The sequence below is a fragment of the Bradyrhizobium sp. URHD0069 genome (genome assembly GCF_000701345.1).
GTDB lineage: Bacteria > Pseudomonadota > Alphaproteobacteria > Rhizobiales > Xanthobacteraceae > Bradyrhizobium.
On sequence record NZ_JNIJ01000013.1, the window covers coordinates 168,996 to 187,800 of the forward strand.

General features: G+C 62.7%; 18 protein-coding genes. 7 read left to right on the forward strand and 11 right to left on the reverse strand.

From position 1 onward, the window contains the following. Window positions 1-139: 139 nt before the first annotated feature. Window positions 140-946 carry an enoyl-CoA hydratase/isomerase family protein gene (locus N554_RS0108650; protein WP_029583093.1) on the reverse strand — a complete coding sequence of 269 codons (807 nt, stop codon included), beginning with the start codon at window positions 944-946 and terminating at the stop codon, window positions 140-142. Between the two features lie 349 nt (window positions 947-1,295). Here N554_RS0108650 and nthA point away from each other — a divergent pair, with 349 nt between their 5' ends. The 3 genes from nthA to N554_RS0108665 are packed head-to-tail and all read left to right on the forward strand — an operon-like array spanning window position 1,296 to window position 2,976. Next, window positions 1,296-1,931 carry a nitrile hydratase subunit alpha gene (nthA, locus tag N554_RS0108655; protein WP_029583094.1) on the forward strand — a complete coding sequence of 212 codons (636 nt, stop codon included), beginning with the start codon at window positions 1,296-1,298 and terminating at the stop codon, window positions 1,929-1,931. Then, entirely contained in the window at window positions 1,931-2,590 is a 660-nt protein-coding gene (nthB, locus tag N554_RS0108660; RefSeq protein ID WP_029583095.1) for a nitrile hydratase subunit beta, read from the forward strand. The genes nthA and nthB overlap by 1 nt, the downstream gene beginning before the upstream one ends. Beyond that, window positions 2,590-2,976 (forward strand): nitrile hydratase accessory protein, encoded by a 387-nt coding sequence (locus N554_RS0108665; protein WP_029583096.1) that lies wholly within the window; start codon window positions 2,590-2,592, stop codon window positions 2,974-2,976. Before nthB ends, N554_RS0108665 begins: the two co-directional genes overlap by 1 nt. Window positions 2,977-3,052: 76 nt before the next feature. On the opposite strand, the gene queC is transcribed toward N554_RS0108665, so the two are convergent. Further along, complete coding sequence (gene queC, locus N554_RS0108670) at window positions 3,053-3,775, reverse strand: 7-cyano-7-deazaguanine synthase QueC (protein ID WP_029583097.1); 723 nt, start codon at window positions 3,773-3,775, stop codon at window positions 3,053-3,055. Between the two features lie 127 nt (window positions 3,776-3,902). On the opposite strand from queC, the gene mazG reads away from it, so the two are divergent. Beyond that, window positions 3,903-4,718, forward strand: a complete 816-nt coding sequence (gene mazG, locus N554_RS0108675) for a nucleoside triphosphate pyrophosphohydrolase (RefSeq protein ID WP_029583098.1) — start codon at window positions 3,903-3,905, stop codon at window positions 4,716-4,718. Window positions 4,719-4,763: 45 nt separating this feature from the next. On the opposite strand, the gene hflX is transcribed toward mazG, so the two are convergent. From hflX to dusB, 7 genes are all read right to left on the reverse strand, one after another. Beyond that, entirely contained in the window at window positions 4,764-6,143 is a 1,380-nt protein-coding gene (gene hflX, locus N554_RS0108680) for a GTPase HflX (RefSeq protein ID WP_029583099.1), read from the reverse strand. A gap of 11 nt (window positions 6,144-6,154) precedes the next feature. Next, window positions 6,155-6,403: an RNA chaperone Hfq gene (gene hfq / locus N554_RS0108685; protein ID WP_006020546.1), complete on the reverse strand. Its 249-nt coding sequence runs from the start codon at window positions 6,401-6,403 to the stop codon at window positions 6,155-6,157. A 242-nt stretch (window positions 6,404-6,645) separates the two neighbouring features. Further along, window positions 6,646-8,016: a nitrogen assimilation response regulator NtrX gene (locus N554_RS0108690; RefSeq protein WP_029583100.1), complete on the reverse strand. Its 1,371-nt coding sequence runs from the start codon at window positions 8,014-8,016 to the stop codon at window positions 6,646-6,648. Window positions 8,017-8,033: 17 nt separating this feature from the next. Then, window positions 8,034-10,367, reverse strand: coding sequence for a sensor histidine kinase NtrY-like (locus tag N554_RS0108695; RefSeq protein ID WP_029583101.1), 2,334 nt, complete (start codon window positions 10,365-10,367; stop codon window positions 8,034-8,036). A 170-nt stretch (window positions 10,368-10,537) separates the two neighbouring features. Next, window positions 10,538-11,980: a nitrogen regulation protein NR(I) gene (gene ntrC / locus N554_RS0108700; RefSeq protein ID WP_029583102.1), complete on the reverse strand. Its 1,443-nt coding sequence runs from the start codon at window positions 11,978-11,980 to the stop codon at window positions 10,538-10,540. 10 nt (window positions 11,981-11,990) lie between these two features. After that, window positions 11,991-13,166, reverse strand: a complete 1,176-nt coding sequence (locus N554_RS0108705; RefSeq protein WP_029583103.1) for a two-component system sensor histidine kinase NtrB — start codon at window positions 13,164-13,166, stop codon at window positions 11,991-11,993. After that, window positions 13,163-14,164, reverse strand: coding sequence for a tRNA dihydrouridine synthase DusB (gene dusB / locus N554_RS0108710; RefSeq protein WP_029583104.1), 1,002 nt, complete (start codon window positions 14,162-14,164; stop codon window positions 13,163-13,165). Before dusB ends, N554_RS0108705 begins: the two co-directional genes overlap by 4 nt. Before the next feature lie 288 nt (window positions 14,165-14,452). Here dusB and N554_RS0108715 point away from each other — a divergent pair, with 288 nt between their 5' ends. Both N554_RS0108715 and N554_RS0108720 read left to right on the forward strand, forming a co-directional pair. Further along, on the forward strand, window positions 14,453-15,655 hold the full coding sequence (locus tag N554_RS0108715; protein WP_029583105.1) for a bifunctional 2-C-methyl-D-erythritol 4-phosphate cytidylyltransferase/2-C-methyl-D-erythritol 2,4-cyclodiphosphate synthase: 1,203 nt from the start codon (window positions 14,453-14,455) through the stop codon (window positions 15,653-15,655). A gap of 1 nt (window position 15,656) precedes the next feature. After that, on the forward strand, window positions 15,657-16,259 hold the full coding sequence (locus tag N554_RS0108720) for a CinA family protein (RefSeq protein ID WP_029583106.1): 603 nt from the start codon (window positions 15,657-15,659) through the stop codon (window positions 16,257-16,259). A gap of 113 nt (window positions 16,260-16,372) precedes the next feature. Here N554_RS0108720 and N554_RS0108725 read toward each other — a convergent pair whose 3' ends face one another. Together N554_RS0108725 and lipA are read right to left on the reverse strand one after the other, a co-directional pair. Beyond that, complete coding sequence (locus N554_RS0108725) at window positions 16,373-16,852, reverse strand: type II toxin-antitoxin system RatA family toxin (RefSeq protein WP_029583107.1); 480 nt, start codon at window positions 16,850-16,852, stop codon at window positions 16,373-16,375. Between the two features lie 8 nt (window positions 16,853-16,860). Further along, complete coding sequence (lipA, locus tag N554_RS0108730; protein WP_029583108.1) at window positions 16,861-17,820, reverse strand: lipoyl synthase; 960 nt, start codon at window positions 17,818-17,820, stop codon at window positions 16,861-16,863. Between the two features lie 138 nt (window positions 17,821-17,958). Here lipA and N554_RS0108735 point away from each other — a divergent pair, with 138 nt between their 5' ends. Beyond that, window positions 17,959-18,579 (forward strand): DNA-3-methyladenine glycosylase, encoded by a 621-nt coding sequence (locus N554_RS0108735; RefSeq protein ID WP_051677397.1) that lies wholly within the window; start codon window positions 17,959-17,961, stop codon window positions 18,577-18,579. Window positions 18,580-18,805 lie beyond the last annotated feature (226 nt).

Genomic DNA, 18,805 nt, shown 5'->3' on the forward strand with positions numbered 1-18,805 from the left:
CTGGCGAGCAGCCCAATTCTGCAGCCCAATTCTCATGTGAGTTGAAACGATCTTTATCTAAGTCTTTGAAAAGACGTGGAAGATAAATGTTCCATAATATACCTTATGCGAATCCGATATCCTGGTGACCCCCGTCAGCCTAGCGGCCCTGAAACCGCGGCTTGCGCCGCTCCAGGAACGCCGCGACGCCTTCCCTGTGATCCTCCGTCAGGCTCGCCAGCGCGAACTGGTCGACGTCCATGTGGCTGGCGAGATCGTCGAGCGCGTGCGCCAGGCGATTGACGGTCAGCTTGGTCATGGCGGCCGACAGCGGTGGCTGCGCGGCGACTTTGGCGGCCAGCGTCATGGCGGTGTCGAACGCCATGCCGGGATCGGCCACCTCCTCCACCAGACCCCATTCGTAAGCTTCCGGCGCCGAGATGCGCTGGTTGGCCAGGATCACCGCTTGCTTGGTTCGAGCCGGTCCGATCAGATGCAGCATCCGCGGGATGCTTTGCCAGCTCATGTTCATGCCGAGCCCGATCTCCGGCACGCGCATATGGGCGTCGCGGGCCATCACGCGAAAATCCAGCGCCACCGCCAGCGCGACGCCGCCGCCGATGCAGAAGCCTTCGATGGCACCGACGGTGATCTGCTCCATGTCCTGCCAGGCACGGGTCAGCCGCGGTCCCAGCTTCAGGTGCCGGCGCAAGGATCCAATATCCATGGTCCGGCGCGACCGGCCTTCGGGATCCTTCAGGTCGAAGCCGGCGCTGAACGCCTTGGAGCCGCCGGTCAGCACCACGACCGAGGTTTCGCTGTCGTCCTCGAAGCCGCGCGCGGCATCGGTGAGCTGACGCAGTGCTTCGGGCGACAGCGCGTTGATGCCGTCGCCGCGGTCGAAGCGCACCACGGCAATGCGGCCCTCGGGCCCGAGGCCCTTTTCGATCGTCACAAAATCCGTCACCTCAGCGTCTCCCTGCCCGCTATTTTCAGACGATAGCTCATAAATAGCCGGGACGCTCGCGCGGCTGTCCGGTACAGGAAAACGGACGGTGGCGCCGGCGTCCTTCAGCTTGTCGCGGGGAACTTCGAGTTCCGATTGTTCGAACCCGTTGGTTGCGAGAATGGCTATCTTCTTGTTGTCGAGCTTCATGGATAGCTTCTTTTAAAGCAGCCCGGTCGGGAATTACGCAAGGGCCGATCGTTCCTGCATCGATAGGCCGTCCCGGTGGAATCGCGATCAAATACCGACCATCTGATCTCACAGGGCTGCACCTCGACACTGAGTGATTTTTGCGCCTATCCTTACACCCATGACCGGCCACGACCACGATCATCATCACCACGAAAACGAGCATTCGGAACTGTCCGAGACCGAATTGCGCGTGCGCGCGCTCGAGACCATCCTGACCGAAAAAGGTTATGTCGATCCGGCCGCGCTCGATCTTTTGATCGAAACCTACGAAACCAAGGTCGGACCGCGTAACGGCGCCCGGGTGGTGGCGCGCGCATGGGCCGACCCCGCCTATTGTGCCCGCCTGCTTAAAGATGCCACGCCGGCGATCGCCGAACTCGGCTATGCCGGTCGTCAGGGCGAGCACATCGTGGCGCTCGAAAACACCCCTGCTCTCCACAACATGGTCGTCTGTACGCTGTGCTCCTGTTATCCGTGGCCGGTGCTTGGGCTGCCGCCGGTCTGGTACAAATCCGCGTCGTACCGCTCCAGGGCCGTGAAGGATCCGCGCGGCGTGCTTGCGGATTTCGGATTCAAATTGCCTGACGGTACGGATATCCGCGTCTGGGATTCGACCGCGGAAATTCGCTATCTGGTGCTGCCGATGCGCCCGGTTGGCACCGAGGACTGGAGCGAAGAGCGCCTGGCAGAGCTTGTGACCCGCGACAGCATGATCGGCACGGGTTTGGCGAAGCAGCCGCACGAGGTCTCCTGATGGACGGTGCGCACGATATGGGCGGCGTGAAGTGGCTTGGTCCCGTTGTTCCCGAGCCGAACGAGCCGATGTTTCACGCCGAATGGGAGCGGCGCGCGTTTGCGATCACGCTGGCGATGGGCATGCCCGGCGGCTGGAACATCGATATGTCGCGCTTCGCCCGCGAGGACCGTCCGCCGGAGGATTATCTCAGCAAGAGCTACTACCAGATCTGGCTTGCAGGCCTTGAGCGGCTGATGCTTGAGCGTGAGCTGATCGCATCCGATGAGATTGAAGCCGGACGGCCGCTGCATCCGACAAAGCCGGTAGCAAGGACCCTCACGCCTGACGGCGTGGCCGGCATGCTGCATCGGGGCGGACCGACCGAGCGGGAGGCCACAGGTCCTGCTCGCTTCGCGGCCGGCGACCGTGTCCGCGCCAAGATGATCCACCCGCCGACCCACACGCGGCTGCCGCGCTATGTGCGCGGTCATGTCGGCATCATCGAGCGCGTTCTCGGCTGCCACGTTTTTCCAGACAGCAACGCCACCGGCGCCGGTGAAAATCCGCAGTGGCTTTACACGGTGACGTTCGATGGCGCCGAACTGTGGGGCGAGACGTCCGATCCAAATCTAAAGGTTTCGGTCGATGCCTGGGAACCTTATCTGGAGCGCGCCTGATGCCGCTTGATTCCCGAGCCGCGCTCGACGCGACCAACGCCGTGACCGGCATTCCCCGCGACGCCCATGGCCCGGTGTTTCGCGAACCGTGGGAGGCGCAGGCTTTCGCCATGGCAGTCACGCTGCATGCGCGCGGGCTATTTACATGGAAGGAATGGGCGGCCGCCTTGGCCGATGAAATCAAAAGCGCGCAGGCGAGCGGCGATCCCGACACCGGCGAGACCTACTACCGGCATTGGCTCGCGACGCTGGAGAAGCTGATATCGGCGAAGGGTGTCACGACAACCGATACCCTGCACCGCTATCGCGATGCCTGGGACCACGCCGCCGACCGCACACCGCACGGTTCGCCGATCGAGCTGCGGCCGGATGATTTTGGGAACTAACTGGCGCGCGCTTCCTTACCTCGCCCCGCTCTTTGCTGGGAGAGAGGGAGAAGAAAGCAACCCGCCGACTGCGCGATCAGGCGCGGTTTAGACTCGCCGCATAGTCCCGCCAGCCCTTGGCGCGTAGCGCACAGGCCGGACATTCGCCGCAGCCATAACCCCAGTCGTGCCGCGCGCCGCGCTCGCCGAGATAACAGGTGTGGGAATGTTCGCGGATCAAATCGACCAGCCCTGCCCCGCCGAGTTCATTCGCGAGCTTCCATGTACTTGCCTTGTCCAGCCACATCAGCGGCGTGTGCAATTCGAACGCTTTGTTCATCCCGAGATTGAGCGCGACCTGCAACGCCTTGATGGTCTCATCGCGGCAATCCGGATAGCCGGAATAGTCGGTCTCGCACATGCCACCGACGATGTGACGGATGCCGCGCCGATAGGCCAGTGCCGCCGCAAACGTCAAGAACACCAGATTGCGGCCGGGCACGAAGGTGTTGGGCAGGCCATCCTCGCCCATTTCGATCGCGACATCGCGCGTCAGCGCGGTGTCGGAGACATCAGCCAATGTCGGAATTTCCAGCGTGTGGCTGTCGCCGAGTTTTGCCGCCCAGTCCGCGCGCAGGGATTTCATGCCATCGAGCAGACGATCGCGGCAATCGAGTTCGATGGCGTGGCGCTGCCCGTAGCTGAAGCCGACCATTTCGACGCGTGAAAACCGCTCCAGCGCCCATGCGAGGCAGGTGGTGGAATCCTGACCGCCGGAGAACAGTACCAAACCTGTCTCTGTTTGCAGTTGATCACTCATGGGCTGCCAATAGCATTCATCGGCCCCTTGGCCAATCGGTGGAAAGTGTTGCCTGATCGGCGCGTTTCGCTGGGATGGGCGCGCGTCTTGCGGCATAAAGCCTGATCTTGTTCAGGCTCGGTGCACGATGACCCCTTCCCGCGATATTTCACGTTTGCTCGAAATCATGGCGATGCTGCGAACGCCCGGCAGCGGCTGCCCTTGGGATCTCGAGCAGAACTTTGCGACCATCGCGCCCTACACCATCGAGGAAGCCTATGAAGTCGCCGACGCCATCGCGCGCGGCGATCTCGACGATCTTCGTGACGAACTCGGCGATCTCCTGCTGCAGGTGGTGTTTCATGCCCGCATGGCGGAGGAACAACATGCGTTCTCATTCGGCGACGTGGTCGAGGCGATCACCCGCAAAATGATCAGAAGGCATCCGCTTGTGTTCGCCGATAGGAATGGACGGCTGACACCGTCGGACGTCAAGGGCGCATGGGACCGCATCAAGGCCGAGGAGAAAGCCGAACGCGCCGCGCGGCGGTCGCCAGACGCCGCCGCTCACAAATCGCTGCTGTCGAGCGTGAAAGCCGGACAGCCGGCGCTGACACGGGCGATGGAACTGCAGCGCAAGGCTTCGAGCGTCGGCTTCGACTGGAACGATCCGCGCGCAGTGCTGCACAAGATTCGCGAGGAAGCCGATGAGATCGAGGCCGCGCTCGATCGCGGCGATGCCGAGGAGCTCGCGGAAGAAACCGGCGATCTGCTGTTCGCGCTGGTCAATCTGGCGCGCCATGTCGGCGCCGATCCCGAGCACGCATTGCGTGGCACCAACACCAAATTCGAACGCCGCTTTGCCTACATCGAACGCGCGCTGGCGGCTCAGGGACGTTCGCTCGAGAACGCTTCGCTGAAGGAAATGGACGCGCTCTGGAATGAGGCGAAGGGCAAGGAATAACGGCTCTCTGAGAAGCTCCTCCCGGCGAGCGCCGGACGATCGCGGCTAAACTTCGTGCGCCACGGCGTCGAAGCGGTTGACCACGATGTCGCGCTTGGTTTCATCGACGCGTACGGTCATGTCGTAGCGGCCGTCGTGAAATTCCTTGTTGAGGATTTCCGAATTGCGGTGCAGCCAGCTGATGCCCGCGCCGTCCGATGCGTCGATCGAGAGGTCCAGTGTCAAGCGGGTCGCGGCCAGCCGATCTTCGATCGCGGTCAGTAGCGCGTCGATCCCCTCCCCGGTTTCGGCCGAGACCAGGAAACACGGACTTTCCGATGGTCGTCTTGCGGCAATATTCCTCAGATCTTCGCGCTCCTCGGGATCGAAGCGATCGATCTTGTTCCAGACCTCGAGAATGCGCTGCCCCGCATCCGGATCGATGCCGAGCTGGCGCAGCACGGTATCGACGTCGCGCTGCTGCGCGTCGGCGTCTTCGTGCGAAATGTCGCGGACGTGGAGGATAATGTCGGCTTCCAGCACTTCCTCCAGCGTCGCACGAAATGCGGCGACCAGTTGCGTCGGCAGGTTGGAGATGAATCCTACGGTGTCCGACAGCATCGCCTTGCCGCCGTGCGGCAGATCGAGCGCGCGCAGGGTCGGATCGAGCGTTGCAAACAGCATGTCGGCGGCCTGCACATCGGCGCGAGTCAGGCGGTTGAACAGCGTCGACTTTCCGGCGTTGGTGTACCCAACCAGCGCCACGACGCGATACGGCACCCGCTGCCGGCCGGCGCGATGCAGCCGCCGCGTCGCCTGAACCTTCTTGAGTTCGTTCTCAAGCCGCGTGATGCGCTCGCCGATCAGGCGGCGGTCGGCCTCGATCTGGGTTTCGCCGGGGCCGCCCATGAATCCGAAGCCGCCGCGCTGGCGCTCGAGATGGGTCCATGACCGCACCAGGCGGCTGCGTTGGTAATTCAAATGCGCAAGCTCGACCTGCAGCGCGCCTTCCTTGGTCTTGGCCCGGCGGCCGAAGATTTCGAGGATCAGCCCGGTGCGGTCCAGGACCTTGGTGTTCCAGGCCCTCTCGAGGTTGCGCTGCTGGATCGGCGACAGCGCGCAATCCATCACCACCAGCTCGATGTCGTGCCTGGCGATGAGCCCGACGATCTCCTCGACCTTGCCCTTGCCGAGATAGGTCGCGGGCCGGATCTGGCTGACCGGCGCGATCAGCGCGTCCGCGATCGTCAGGTCGATGGCACGCGCCAGACCGACCGCTTCCTCGAGCCGCGCCTCGGAACCGCGTATGGCATGATGATCCCCTTGCGCCTCGGGATCGCCGCGGCGCGTTCGCAAGTAAGGACCGATGACGATCACCCGCCCGGTTTCTTTGCCCGCTGCCGACCGCGGACGGTCAGCACCCGTTTCCAGATTTCGGGGTTCCAATCAGGTCACCCTCAAGCAGGAGCATCCTCGCCGCCTTCGAACAACTGGATAGGAGCACCGGGCATGATGGTCGAGATCGCGTGCTTGTAGACAAGCTGCGAATGACCGTCGCGCCGCAGCAGCAGGCAGAAATTGTCGAACCAGGTGACAATCCCCTGCAGCTTAACTCCATTGACCAGAAAGATCGTCAGTGGCGTTTTGGTTTTGCGAACGTGATTTAGGAAGGTGTCTTGTAGATTTTGTGCGCGGTCTGCCGCCATTGTTCTTATCCCGCAGTTTTGTGCTTCTTTTTATTAAACCGATTGCTGCTCTCTTAAGGAGCGTCACCAGTTGCCCACTTCCCCCTGAGATCCCCCTCCGGGCGAGCGGCGGCACGATTAGAGGGCAGGTGCGGTTTTTAGGCAAGCCAGTTCGCGCGCCACGGGTCGCAATTCTCCGAAAAGGCGCGGAAAGAGGTAGATTTTCTCAAGCAAATGAATGGAATGAGTTCGAACCCCGACATTCAGCCGACCCCGAGCGCCTTGAGCTTACGATGCAGCGCCGAGCGCTCCATGCCGACGAATTCCGCTGTGCGCGAGATATTGCCGGAGAAGCGGCTGATCTGGGCAATCAGGTAGTCGCGCTCGAATACTTCCCGCGCCTCGCGGAGCGGCAGGCCCATAATGTGCTCGCCGTTGTTGCTGGTCGGCATCGCCGGCACCATCGAGCCAACGTCCTGCGGCAGCATATCCGCGGTGATGATGACTTCCGGGCCGCCGCCCGCCAGAATCATGACGCGCTCGACATTGTTGCGAAGCTGCCGGACATTTCCCGGCCACACATGCGACTGCAATACCGCCATCGCATCCTGCCCGATCTGGCGCTTCGGCAGGCCGGTCGCGACCGAGATCTGATCCATGAAATAATCGATCAGTTCGGGAATATCCTCGCGGCGCTCCGACAGCGGCGGTACGCGGATCGGCACCACCGACAGTCGATGATAGAGATCCTCACGGAATCGGCCTTCGGCGATCTCCTCCTCGAGATTGCGTGCGGTCGAGGAAATGATGCGGACGTCGACGTTGACTTTGGTGGCGCCCCCCGAGCGCTGGAAGGTCTGATCGACCAGCACCCGCAGGATCTTGTTCTGGGTTTCGCGCGGCATGTCGCTGATTTCATCGATGAACAGCGTGCCGCCGTGCGCTTCTTCCAGCGCGCCGGCCTTGCGCGGATGCTCGCCATTGGACTGTTCGATACCGAACAGCTCGACTTCCATACGCTCCGGCGTAATCGCGGCGGCGTTGATAACAACGAACGGCCCTTCGGCGCGACTTGACGCGTTATGCAGCGTGCGTGCCGCCAATTCCTTGCCGGAGCCCGAGGGCCCGACGATCAGGATGCGGCTATTGGCCTTGGAAGCCCGCTCGATGGTCTGACGCAGTTGATTCATGCAGGCGGAACGTCCGGTCAGGACGCTTGCCGCCGGTGCCAGCTGCTTGAGTTCCTTCACCTCGCGTTTCAGGCGCGACGTCTCCAGTGCCCGCGTCGCCACCAGAATCAGCCGGTCGGACTTGAACGGCTTTTCGATAAAGTCGTACGCGCCGCGCTTGATCGCAGCGACCGCGGTTTCGATATTGCCGTGGCCTGAGATCATGACAATCGGCAGATCGGCGTGGTCCCGCTTTATTTGCTCCAGCAATTGCAGCCCGTCGAGCTTGCTGCCCTGCAGCCAGATGTCGAGAAACACCAGATGCGGCCGGCGATTGGCAATCTCCGCCAGCGCCGAATCGCTGTCGCGCGCGGTGCGGGTGGTGAAGCCCTCGTCTTCGAGAATGCCCGCAACCAGATCCCGAATATCTGCTTCGTCATCGACAATCAGAATGTCACTTGCCATGGGTCACGCCTGTGTTGTCAGCCGCCTGTTGCGGTTTTGATTTTTGTTCCATCGTTGGTCGCGTCAGCGGGCTCTGTGGTTCCGGATGCGCCCCCTTTTGTTTCTGTTGCGGCAGCCGGCTCCTTCGCTTCGGCCTTCGGTGCATGGCCCGATACGGCAAAGCGCAGCCGCATCCATGCCCCGCGCTGGCCCGGCCGGATGTCCGCGGCATCGTTGAGCTCGATCCTGCCGCCGTGGTCCTCCAGGACGCGGCCGACAATCGCCAGGCCAAGGCCGGTGCCCTTTTCGCGCGTCGTCACATAAGGTTCGAGCAAGCGGGCTCGGCTCACCTTCGGCAGGCCGATACCGTTATCGATCACGTCGATCACGATGTCATCGCCCTCGCGCGCGGCAATGACGTCGATACGTCCCTTCCCCAGCTGCTCCGTCGGGACGGCCTCGATGGCCTCCGTCGCGTTCTTGATGATGTTGGTCAGCGCCTGCGAAATCAGCCGCCGGTCGAATTGCGCCCGCATCGGCTCTTCCTTGATCTCGGCTTGGATGTCGATCTCGGGATGTCCGACCCGCATCAGGAACACAGCCTGGCGCACGGTGTCGGCGACGTCCTCGCCTTCGATCACCGGCTTGGGCATCCGCGCGAAGCGCGAGAATTCGTCGACCATGCGCCTGATGTCATCGACCTGCCGTACAATCGTTTCCGTGCATTGCTCGAATACGGCCTTGTCCTCGGTAATGACCTTACCGAACTTGCGACGAATGCGCTCGGCCGAGAGCTGGATTGGCGTCAGCGGATTTTTGATTTCGTGTGCGATGCGGCGGGCGACGTCGGCCCAGGCCGAGGTCCGCTGGGCGGAAACCAGCTCCGTAATATCGTCAAGCGTGATGATGTAGCTGTCGCGCGAATGGCTGGTTTGTTCGGCACTGACGCGAACCGAAAGATTGCGCTCGCGGCCGTCGCGGTTGATGGTGATCTGGCCCTGTACCAGCCGCTGCGTGCCCTCCCGCGCGTTTTTCATCATGTCATCGAGTTCGGGCAAAACGTCCGATAGCGGATGACCCAGCGTCTCCGATTCCGCGTGACCGATAAGCTTTTCCGCGGAGCGGTTGAGAATGCCGACGCTGCCCGAGGCATCGACGCCGATGATCCCGGCGCTCGCCGACGACAATACCGCCTCGATGAAGCGGCGGCGGCTGTCGATAAGGTCGCTTGCGTTGACCAGGTCGTCGCGCTGGGTGCGCAACTCCTGCGTCATCTTGTTGAATGTCTCGCCGAGCTGCGCGAGATCGCCTTCCGAACGATGGACCGGGACCTGCACATGCAGATCGCCGGTCGAAACCATATTGGCGGCGCTCATCAAGCGCCGTATCGGGGCGACCAGCCAGTTGGCGAAATTCAGCCCGATCAGAATGGAGGCCATCAGGATGGTCAGTCCGATCACGGCGAACATCAACGCGAGTGATACCTGCATGCCGAGCCGGCGCGACTCCAGCTCGGCATATTCGGCAACACTGGCTTGCGTTTCGTTGACCTGCGCAACCACATGCGGATCGAGCAGACGGGCCACGTAGAGGAAGGTGTTGTCGAAGGCACGCAGCCGGACCACCGCAGCGACGTAATTTGCTTCGGGGATCACCGCGATCTCAGGTTCGGTTTCGCTGACATTGCTCAGGAATTCCGGAGGCGGTATCGAAAAGGCCTGCCGAATGCCGGTTTGTGCCGTCTCCAGAATATTGCGGTCTTTGTCGATCAGCATGGCGCCCGGCAGGTTGCGCGAGGCAGCACTTGCCGTCAGAAGCTCGCGAAACGTTCCGCGATCCTGGTCGAACAATGGCCGGGCACGGGCGAGATCGTTGGCCATTCCCAGAACGTCGCCGCGAATGAGCTGCGCGTGCTCGTTGAGATACGCGCGTGCAACAATCAGCGAGTTCTGGATCACCTCGCGGGTCGGACCTGAAAACAGCCGATCGAAGCCACGATCGATGGTCACGTTGGCGACGATCGCCACCAGCACGGCCGGCAACACTGCGATGACGGAAAACAGTCCGACGATCTGGACGTGCAGCCTTGCCGCCGCCCGGCCGCGGCGGCGGGCCTGGACCACCACCCAGACTTCGCGGACGATGATACCGACCAGCAGCAGGATGATCGCCGCATTGATCAGCATGAAGGAAATGACGACTTCGCGGCTCGGCGCGATCCGCGTCAGGCCAGTGAGCACGACAAAGGTGAGGAAGGCCGAGAGCAGCGCGATGCCGACCGCAAACGGCGCCAGCAATCTCCGCAGGGACCACCCCTGGGATTCGGCGAGCGACGGATCGAACGATGCGGCCGAGGTGTCTGCGCTGGTCATTCCGGCAAAGGGTGATGCTGAAGGCCTGATATCCGCCGGCGGCGGAGTGATGCATTCATATCACAATGTTGCCGAATTGCGACAATTCCGCGGCGCGCCCCGCTCGCAGATCCGCATCCACAGCTCGCTGCTACCCAGTTAGGGCGCGCCGGACACGTTCGTGAAGCCGTTTAGTTGCCACTCCGGTATACCTGAATATCCAGGTCACGTATCTTTTTGCGCAGCGTGTTGCGGTTGAGGCCGAGCAGGTCCGCGGCGCGAATCTGGTTGCCGCGCGTGGCTGCGAGCGCTGCCGTGAGCAGCGGCACCTCGATTTCCTTGAGGATCCGGTGATAGAGGCCCGGCGGCGGGACGCCGTTCGGAAAACCCGAGAAATGCGAGGACAGATAAGCCTCGACGGCGCCGCCGAGATTGTCGACGCCGAGCTGGATACTGCCGCCCGATGTCACGGCCGGCGGCGCCAACTCGCCGTCGATGACGGAGGCTGTGATCACGTCCTGCGGATATAATGCCGCGAGCCGCCGTGCGAGGTTTTCAAGCTCGCGGACGTTGCCGGGCCAGCGGTGCTGCTTCAGGCGCTCCAGCGCCAGCGTGTCGAGCTTCTTCGGCGGCAGTCCGTCTTTCTCCGCTAGCGCAAAGAAATGCCGTATCAGGTCGGGCAGGTCTTCGATCCGCTCGCGCAGCGGCGGCAGACGCAACGGCACGACGTTAAGGCGGAAGAACAAATCTTCGCGGAACAAGCCCTGCTGAATCAGGATACGCAGATCCTTATTGCTCGCAGCGACAATGCGCACGTCGGTCTTGATCGGCGTACGACCGCCGACGGTGGTGTATTCGCCCTGTTGAAGTACCCGTAACAGGCGCGTCTGCGCCTCCATCGGCATGTCGCCGATTTCATCAAGAAACAGCGTCCCGCCCTCCGCCTGTTCGAACCGGCCCGAAGCGCGGCTGTTGGCGCCGGTGAACGCGCCACGTTCATGGCCGAACAGTTCGGATTCGATGAGGTCGCGCGGGATAGCCGCCATGTTGACGGCCACGAACGGCCCGTTGCGCCGCTTGCCGTAGTCGTGCAGCGCGCGCGCCACAAGTTCCTTGCCGGTGCCGGATTCGCCGGAGATCATCACCGTCAGGTCGGTCTGCATCAGCCGTGCCAGCACCCGGTAAATTTCCTGCATCGCCGGCGATCGGCCGACCAGCGGGAGCGAGTCGAATTCGGATTCGTCGGTCTGTTTAGCGACCCGTTCCTTCGGCTCCGCCAGAGCCCGGCCGACAATGGCGATCAGCTCCTTGAGGTCGAACGGCTTCGGCAGATACTCATAGGCGCCACGTTCGGACGCGCGGATCGCCGTCATGAAGGTGTTCTGCGCGCTCATCACGATGACCGGGAGATTCGGCCGCATCTTCTTGATCCGCGGCAGCAGATCGAACGCGTTCTCGTCGGGCATCACCACATCGGTGATGACCAGGTCCCCCTCGCCCTGGCTGACCCAGCGCCAAAGCGTCGCCGCGTTGCCTGTCAGTCGCACCTCGTATCCGGCGCGCGACAGAGCCTGGTTGAGAACCGTACGGATCGCCGTGTCATCGTCGGCGACAAGGATACTACCTGCGGGCATCGCTATTTCCTCATCTTCTGTCTTGTGAGGCACGCAACGGCGTCCCGGAAACGTCATCGCGGTGGCTGGGATCGAAGTGTTTTGCGGGGTTGTACATGGGCAGCAGCACGCGGAAGACGGTCTTCCGCGGCTGGGATTCGCATTCGATGATGCCGCCGTGATCACCGACGATCTTGGCTACCAGCGCGAGCCCCAATCCGCTGCCGGTCTGTTTTGTCGTGACGAAGGGATCGAACAAATTCGGCAGCAGGTCCTCCGGCACGCCGGCGCCGTTGTCCTTGACGCAGAATTCGAGCGGCAGCGACACTCGCGATTTCTTTCCAGGCACCGAGAGGCGAACGCCAGGACGGAAGGCGGTGGTGAGTTGAATTTCGGCGTCGCTGCCGAGATCGACCACGGCCTCGGCGGCGTTCTTGACCAGATTGAGAAATACCTGAATCAACTGGTCCTGGTTGGCAAGCACCGGCGGCAGTGACGGATCGTAGTCTTCGACGAAGCGGACATTGCGGGCAAAGCCGGACTGCGCGAGCCGCTTGACGTGGTCGAGCACGGAATGAATGTTGACCGGACCGCGCGCCACCGGCCGGTCGTCGCCGAACACTTCCATGCGATCGACCAGCGTAACGATACGGTCCGCCTCATCGCAAATCAGCCGCGTCAGCATGCGGTCTTCCGGCGAGGCTGCCTGTTCGAGCAACTGCGCCGCACCGCGGATGCCGGACAACGGGTTCTTGATTTCGTGCGCCAGCATCGCAGCCAGCGCGATCACCGACCTAGCGGCGCTTCGATGCGTCAACTGGCGGTCCATCTTGTCGGCGATGGTGCGCTCCTGCAGCATCACGACGATATGACCGGGCCGCTCGGTGAGCGGCGCGACGTGAAGATCGACCTGGCGATCGCCGCCTATCCGCGGCGTACCCAAATCAACCTTGTACTCGTTGACCGGCGAGCCGCTACTGCGCACCTGGTCGATCAAGGCCAGCAACGGACTGCCGAAGGGCACAAGCTCCTTCAGCGACTGGCGTTGCAGAAATTGAGTTGAAATCTCAAAAAACGACTCGGCCGCCATATTGGCGTCGACGATCCTGCCGTCGGGCGCTATCAGCAGTACTGGATTGGGCAAGGCATCGAGGATGGCCTCGCTCTCGGACGGCACGGGCCTGCGATGTTCTGCAGCTGAAGTCATGCAGCAGCGCTCCATGCAAAATCATCGTATGCATCTTGAAGAGATCGATGCACACGGTGCGGATCGTCGGATGTCAGGATCCTCCCGCGCCAGGTCTTGAGGGTTAGCGCCGGCGCACGGCTGCATCGGGCTGCGACGTCCAGCGCCCAGCCGAGATGTTTACGCGCATGGCGAAGCCCGATGCGCAATCCGTAGTGACTGCAAACTTCATCATAGAGCGCACGGATATGTCCGAGTTGCTCGGCTAGCGATGGCGGGGATTCGACGACGCCGGATTCGAGGCGGCGCCCGATCTGACCGGGCAACCAGGGCTGGCCCTGCGCGCCGCGGCCGATCATGACCGCATCGGCGCCCGACATTCCAAGCGCGGCGACAGCCTTCTCGAACGAGGTGATATCGCCGTTGACGACGATCGGAATGCCGATCGCATCCTTGACCGCGCGCACCGCGGCCCAATCGGCATCACCCTTGTAAAACTGACAGCGCGTGCGGCCGTGCACTGAAATCAACTGCACGCCGGCGGCCTCTGCGCGGCGCGCCAATTCCGGCGCGTTGAGCGAGCGATCGTCCCAGCCGAGCCGCATCTTTAGCGTCACCGGCACTTTCACGGCCGCTATGGTCGCCTCGATCAACTTCAGGGCGTGATCGAGATCGCGCATCAACGCGGAGCCCGATTGGCCACCGGTTACATGGCGGGCCGGACAGCCCATGTTGATGTCGATGATGTTGGCGCCGGCGGCTTCGGCAATCCGCGCGCCTTCCGCCATCCAGCGGGTCTCGCAGCCCGCGAGCTGAACCACATGCGGACCTATCCCGGTCGCCTCGCAGCGTAGCTGCGACATCGGTCGGCCATGGACCAAGTCTTCGCTGGCAGTCATTTCGGAAACGACGAGGCCGGCGCCAAGCGCTGCCGCCAACCGCCGGAAGGGTGCATCGGTGACGCCAGACATAGGGGCGAGAAGGACCCTGTTGGCGAGCGTAATATCGCCTATTTTCACGGGCTTAAGGCCTGAACATTCCGAGCCGGTCACAGTCTTCTCGTTTTTTCTAGCAGATGCCTCATCGCGTGCGGCCGGCACCCATTCTGAGCCCAAAACTTGTGCAATCAAGGTTCTTGCCTACACATTAGACATTTCCCAGAAACCTTGCAAGTGCACTGCAGCAAAATACGCTTTTCCCACAGCTATCGGGAATTGTTCGGCTTTCTGAAGCGAGCGTGATAAGGGCAGTGCGTCAGCCAGCCGACCCTCACTTCATCAACCCCGATTCGTCAGTAATTAAGTCCAATGCCGAAACTTGAGCGGACTGCAGCCATCCTTGTCGCAGCCGGACGCGGGCTTCGTGCCGGCTCGGGGGGACCAAAACAGTATCGTTCGATCGGCGGGCAGACCGTGATCTTCCGGGCGATGGAGCCGTTTTGCCGTCATCCACAGATTTTCGCCGTTCAGCCGGTTGTCAATCCCGACGACACCAGTGTCTTCAATGAAGCCGTCAGCGAATTGCGCCACGAGCCACCGGCAAACGGTGGGGCAACGCGCCAGGCCTCGGTGCATGCCGGGCTTGAAGCACTCGCGAGCCAACGGCCTGACGTTGTCCTGATCCACGACGCGGCACGGCCATTCGTTTCGGCGTTGCTGATTTCGCGCGCGATCGAGGCGGCCGGCCGCACCGGCGCGGCTGTCCCAGCAATTCCCGTCACCGACACCATCAAGCTGATCGATGCGAGCGGAAACGTCGAAGCGACGCCGGAGCGCGCGCGGCTGCGTATAGCACAAACGCCGCAGGCGTTCCGGTTCGATGTGATTCTCGAGGCCCATCGCCGCGCGGCGCGCAATGGCCGCAGCGATTTCACCGATGACGCGGCGCTTGCGGAATGGGCGGGATTGACGGTAGCGACATTTGATGGCGATCCTGCAAACATGAAACTGACGACGTTGGAAGATTTTGCCCGCGAGGAAGCTCGTCTCGGCGCCATGCTCGGCGATATCAGAACCGGAAGCGGTTACGACGTTCACGCCTTTGGCGACGGCGATCACCTGATGATCTGCGGCATTCGCGTGCCGCACAGCCGCGGCTTTCTCGCGCATTCCGACGGCGATGTCGGGCTGCACGCGCTGGTCGACGCCATCCTCGGCGCGCTGGCGGACGGCGATATCGGTTCGCATTTCCCGCCAAGCGATCCCAAGTGGAAGGGCGCGTCGTCGGACCAGTTCCTGAGATACGCGGTCGATCGCGTTACCGCGCGCGGCGGACGCATCGCCCATCTCGACGTGACCTTGATCTGCGAGTGCCCGAAAGTCGGCCCGTACCGCGACGCCATGCGCGCGCGCATCGCGGAGATCAGCGGCCTCGCGCTGTCGCGCGTGGCGGTGAAGGCGACCACCAGCGAACGGCTCGGGTTCACCGGCCGCGAGGAAGGCATCGCCGCTGTCGCGAGCGCCACCATCCGCCTGCCCTGGGGCGATGGCGATAGAGGCTGGAGCGACTGACATGAGCGGCAGCGACGCCCGCGCCCTCTCCCGCTCGCTGCTCGATCTTTGCCGGATGCGCAAGCTGACCATCGCGACCGCGGAATCCTGTACCGGCGGTCTGGTCGCCGGCGCGCTCACCGACATTCCCGGCTCCTCCGACGTGATCGACCGCGGCTTTATCACTTATTCCAACGACGCCAAGCGCGCGATGCTCGGCGTCAAGGCAATGACGCTTGCGACCTTCGGCGCCGTCAGCAAGGAGACCGCGACCGCGATGGCCATCGGCGCGCTGGAGAAAGCCGGCGTCGATCTGGCCGTCTCGATTACCGGCATCGCCGGTCCGGGCGGCGCGACGCCGGGCAAGCCGGTCGGGCTCGTACATTTCGCCGTCGCCGCCCGCGATGGCCGAATCGTGCACCGGGAATGCCGCTTCGGTGCGATCGGCCGCAGCGCGGTGCGCCACCGCTCGGTCGTGGAAGCCCTGCGAATGCTGACGGAGCTGGCGCGCGGACCGCAGGTACAAGCCAAGCCGCGCCGCGAAGCCGCCAGCCGGTCATATCCGCGCGTAGCGCGCTCGCCGCGGCGCAGTACCCTCAAGCGACGACGCCCGCCGCGATCGTAGTCACGCGTGTCCCGGGCGATGCATTGCAGAACCGGACCCGGCAATCTTTGCGCCGGTGATGGGCCCCGGCTCTGCGGCCCACTCTTCGTCGGCGCACCGCGTCAGGGCACGGATCAGGACGACGAGCCCCTCGGGATTCCCGGCCGTCCATAAATTGCGTCCGCGCGCTTTTCGAACGCGGCGGAAAACCGCGCAAACGCAGTGTCGAACATCGTTCCCATCAGTATCGCGAGCATCCGGCTCTTGAATTCGTAAACGAGAAAAAACCCGACATCGCAGGTGTCTTCCGACTTCGGCTCGAACGTCCAACGATTTTCGAGATTGCTGAACGGCCCTCTCAAATATTCCACCATGATTTTCAGATTGGGCCGGTCCAGTGTCACCCGGCTGGTGAAGGCTTCGCGGACCAATTTGAACGAGACCGTCATGTCGGCGATCACGATTTCGGTGCCATCGGGCTCTGTGGTACGCTGGCGAACTTTCAGCGAGCGGCACAGCGGCACGAATTCGGGATAGCGCTCGACGTCCGCAACAAGGTCGAACATCTGCGGGGCGCTGTGGCGAATCCGGCGCTTGCTGGAGAATTGTGGCATCGCCGTCTTCAGCCAGATATCGCAGCGCGCGCCGCCCGCAGCCTGGCGAAATCATCGCCGGCGTGATGCGACGAGCGCGTCAGCGGGCTCGCCGAAACCATCAGGAAGCCCTTGGTATAAGCAACCTTCTCGTAGCCGTTGAATTCATCGGGCGGCACATAGCGCATCACCGCGTGGTGCTTGCGGGTCGGCTGCAGATACTGCCCTATCGTGAGAAAGTCGACGTCCGCCGAGCGCAGGTCATCCATCACCTGCAACACCTCGTGACGTTCCTCGCCAAGGCCGACCATGATGCCCGATTTGGTGAAGATCGTGGGATCGATTTCCTTGACCCGTTGCAACAACCGAACCGAATGGAAATAGCGCGCGCCCGGGCGCACGGTGAGATAACGCGACGGCACTGTCTCCAGATTGTGGTTGAACACGTCGGGCTTGGCCGCCACCACGATTTCGAGCGCACCGTCCTTGCGCAGGAAGTCCGGCGTCAGGATCTCGATGGTGGTGTTCGGGCAGCGCGTGCGGATCGCGCGGATGGTCTGGGCGAAATGTTCGGCGCCGCCATCGGCGAGATCGTCGCGATCGACAGAAGTGATCACGATATGAGCAAGCCCGAGTTTGAAGGTGGCTTCCGCGACGTGCTCGGGTTCCAGCGCATCGAGCACACCGGGCATGCCGGTCTTGACGTTGCAGAAGGCGCAGGCGCGGGTGCAGGTGTCACCCATGATCATGAAGGTCGCGTGCTTCTTGTCCCAGCACTCGCCGATGTTCGGGCAGCCGGCCTCTTCGCACACCGTGACGAGGCCGTTTTCCTTGACGATTTTGCGGGTGTCTGCATAGCCGCGCGTGTTCGGCGCGCGCACGCGAATCCAGTCCGGCTTCGGCGGCGAGAACGCGTCCGGCCGGTTCACCTTTTCCGGGTGGCGCGGGCGCAGCGGCGTGGCTGAAACAGTATCGACGACGACGACCATGAAAACGTCCGCTCTCGAGAGGTATCTTAGCTAATCCGCCTGAGGCAGAATCGCAACCGCTCGTCTTGTTAGGTTAGAGGCTTTAGCATATTGGCATCGGCGACGCATTTTCCGCCCTGCCCTCGCAGCCCCCCAAAAATGGCTCAAAGCCGCGTTTCCTCTGACCGAGTTGTGCCGCATCCTGTCAGTCAAGTCCTTGGCCGGCCGCTCAAGCGCGGGTTCTTTGCCCGCAGCGTGCATGAGGTTGCGCCCGATCTGATCGGGGCGACGCTATTGATGAACGGGGTCGGCGGCATCATCGTCGAGGTCGAGGCCTATCATCACACCGATCCGGCCGCGCACTCGTTCCGCGGGGCAACCCCGCGCAACAAGGTGATGTTCGGCCCGCCCGGCTTCACCTATGTCTATCGCTCCTACGGCATCCACTGGTGCGTTAATTTCGTCTGCGAGAAGGAAGGTTCCGCCAGCGCGGTGTTGATCCGCGCCTTGCAGCCGACGCACGGACTTGCGGCGATGCGCCGGCGCCGCGGATTGGAAGATGAGCGATCGCTGTGCTCGGGTCCGGGCAAGCTGTGCGAAGCGCTCGGCATCACCAATGCGCATAGCGAACTGCCACTCGACGCGCCGCCGATCGCCTTACATGCGCGCACTTGCAAGGTGGAAATCGCGGCCGGTGTTCGCATCGGCATCACCAAGGCGGTGGACCTGCCGTGGCGGTATGGGTTGAAGGGTTCGAAGTTTCTCAGCAAGCGATTTTGACAACGGAGCATGAGAGCATCATTGCGAGCCAACGGGTCGCGCGAATGCGCGCCGATTGAGACCATCATTGCGAGCGGAGCGACGCAATGACGCCATCCTAAGTTGGAACGCGAGTTTTCGCCCCGCGGCGCGATGCGCCCGAGCTTTGACAAAATTTTTCGCCCAGGAAAAACAAAGGGCGTGGGGAATGCCGGGTGCACGGTGCACCCGCAGCCCGTGTGCAATG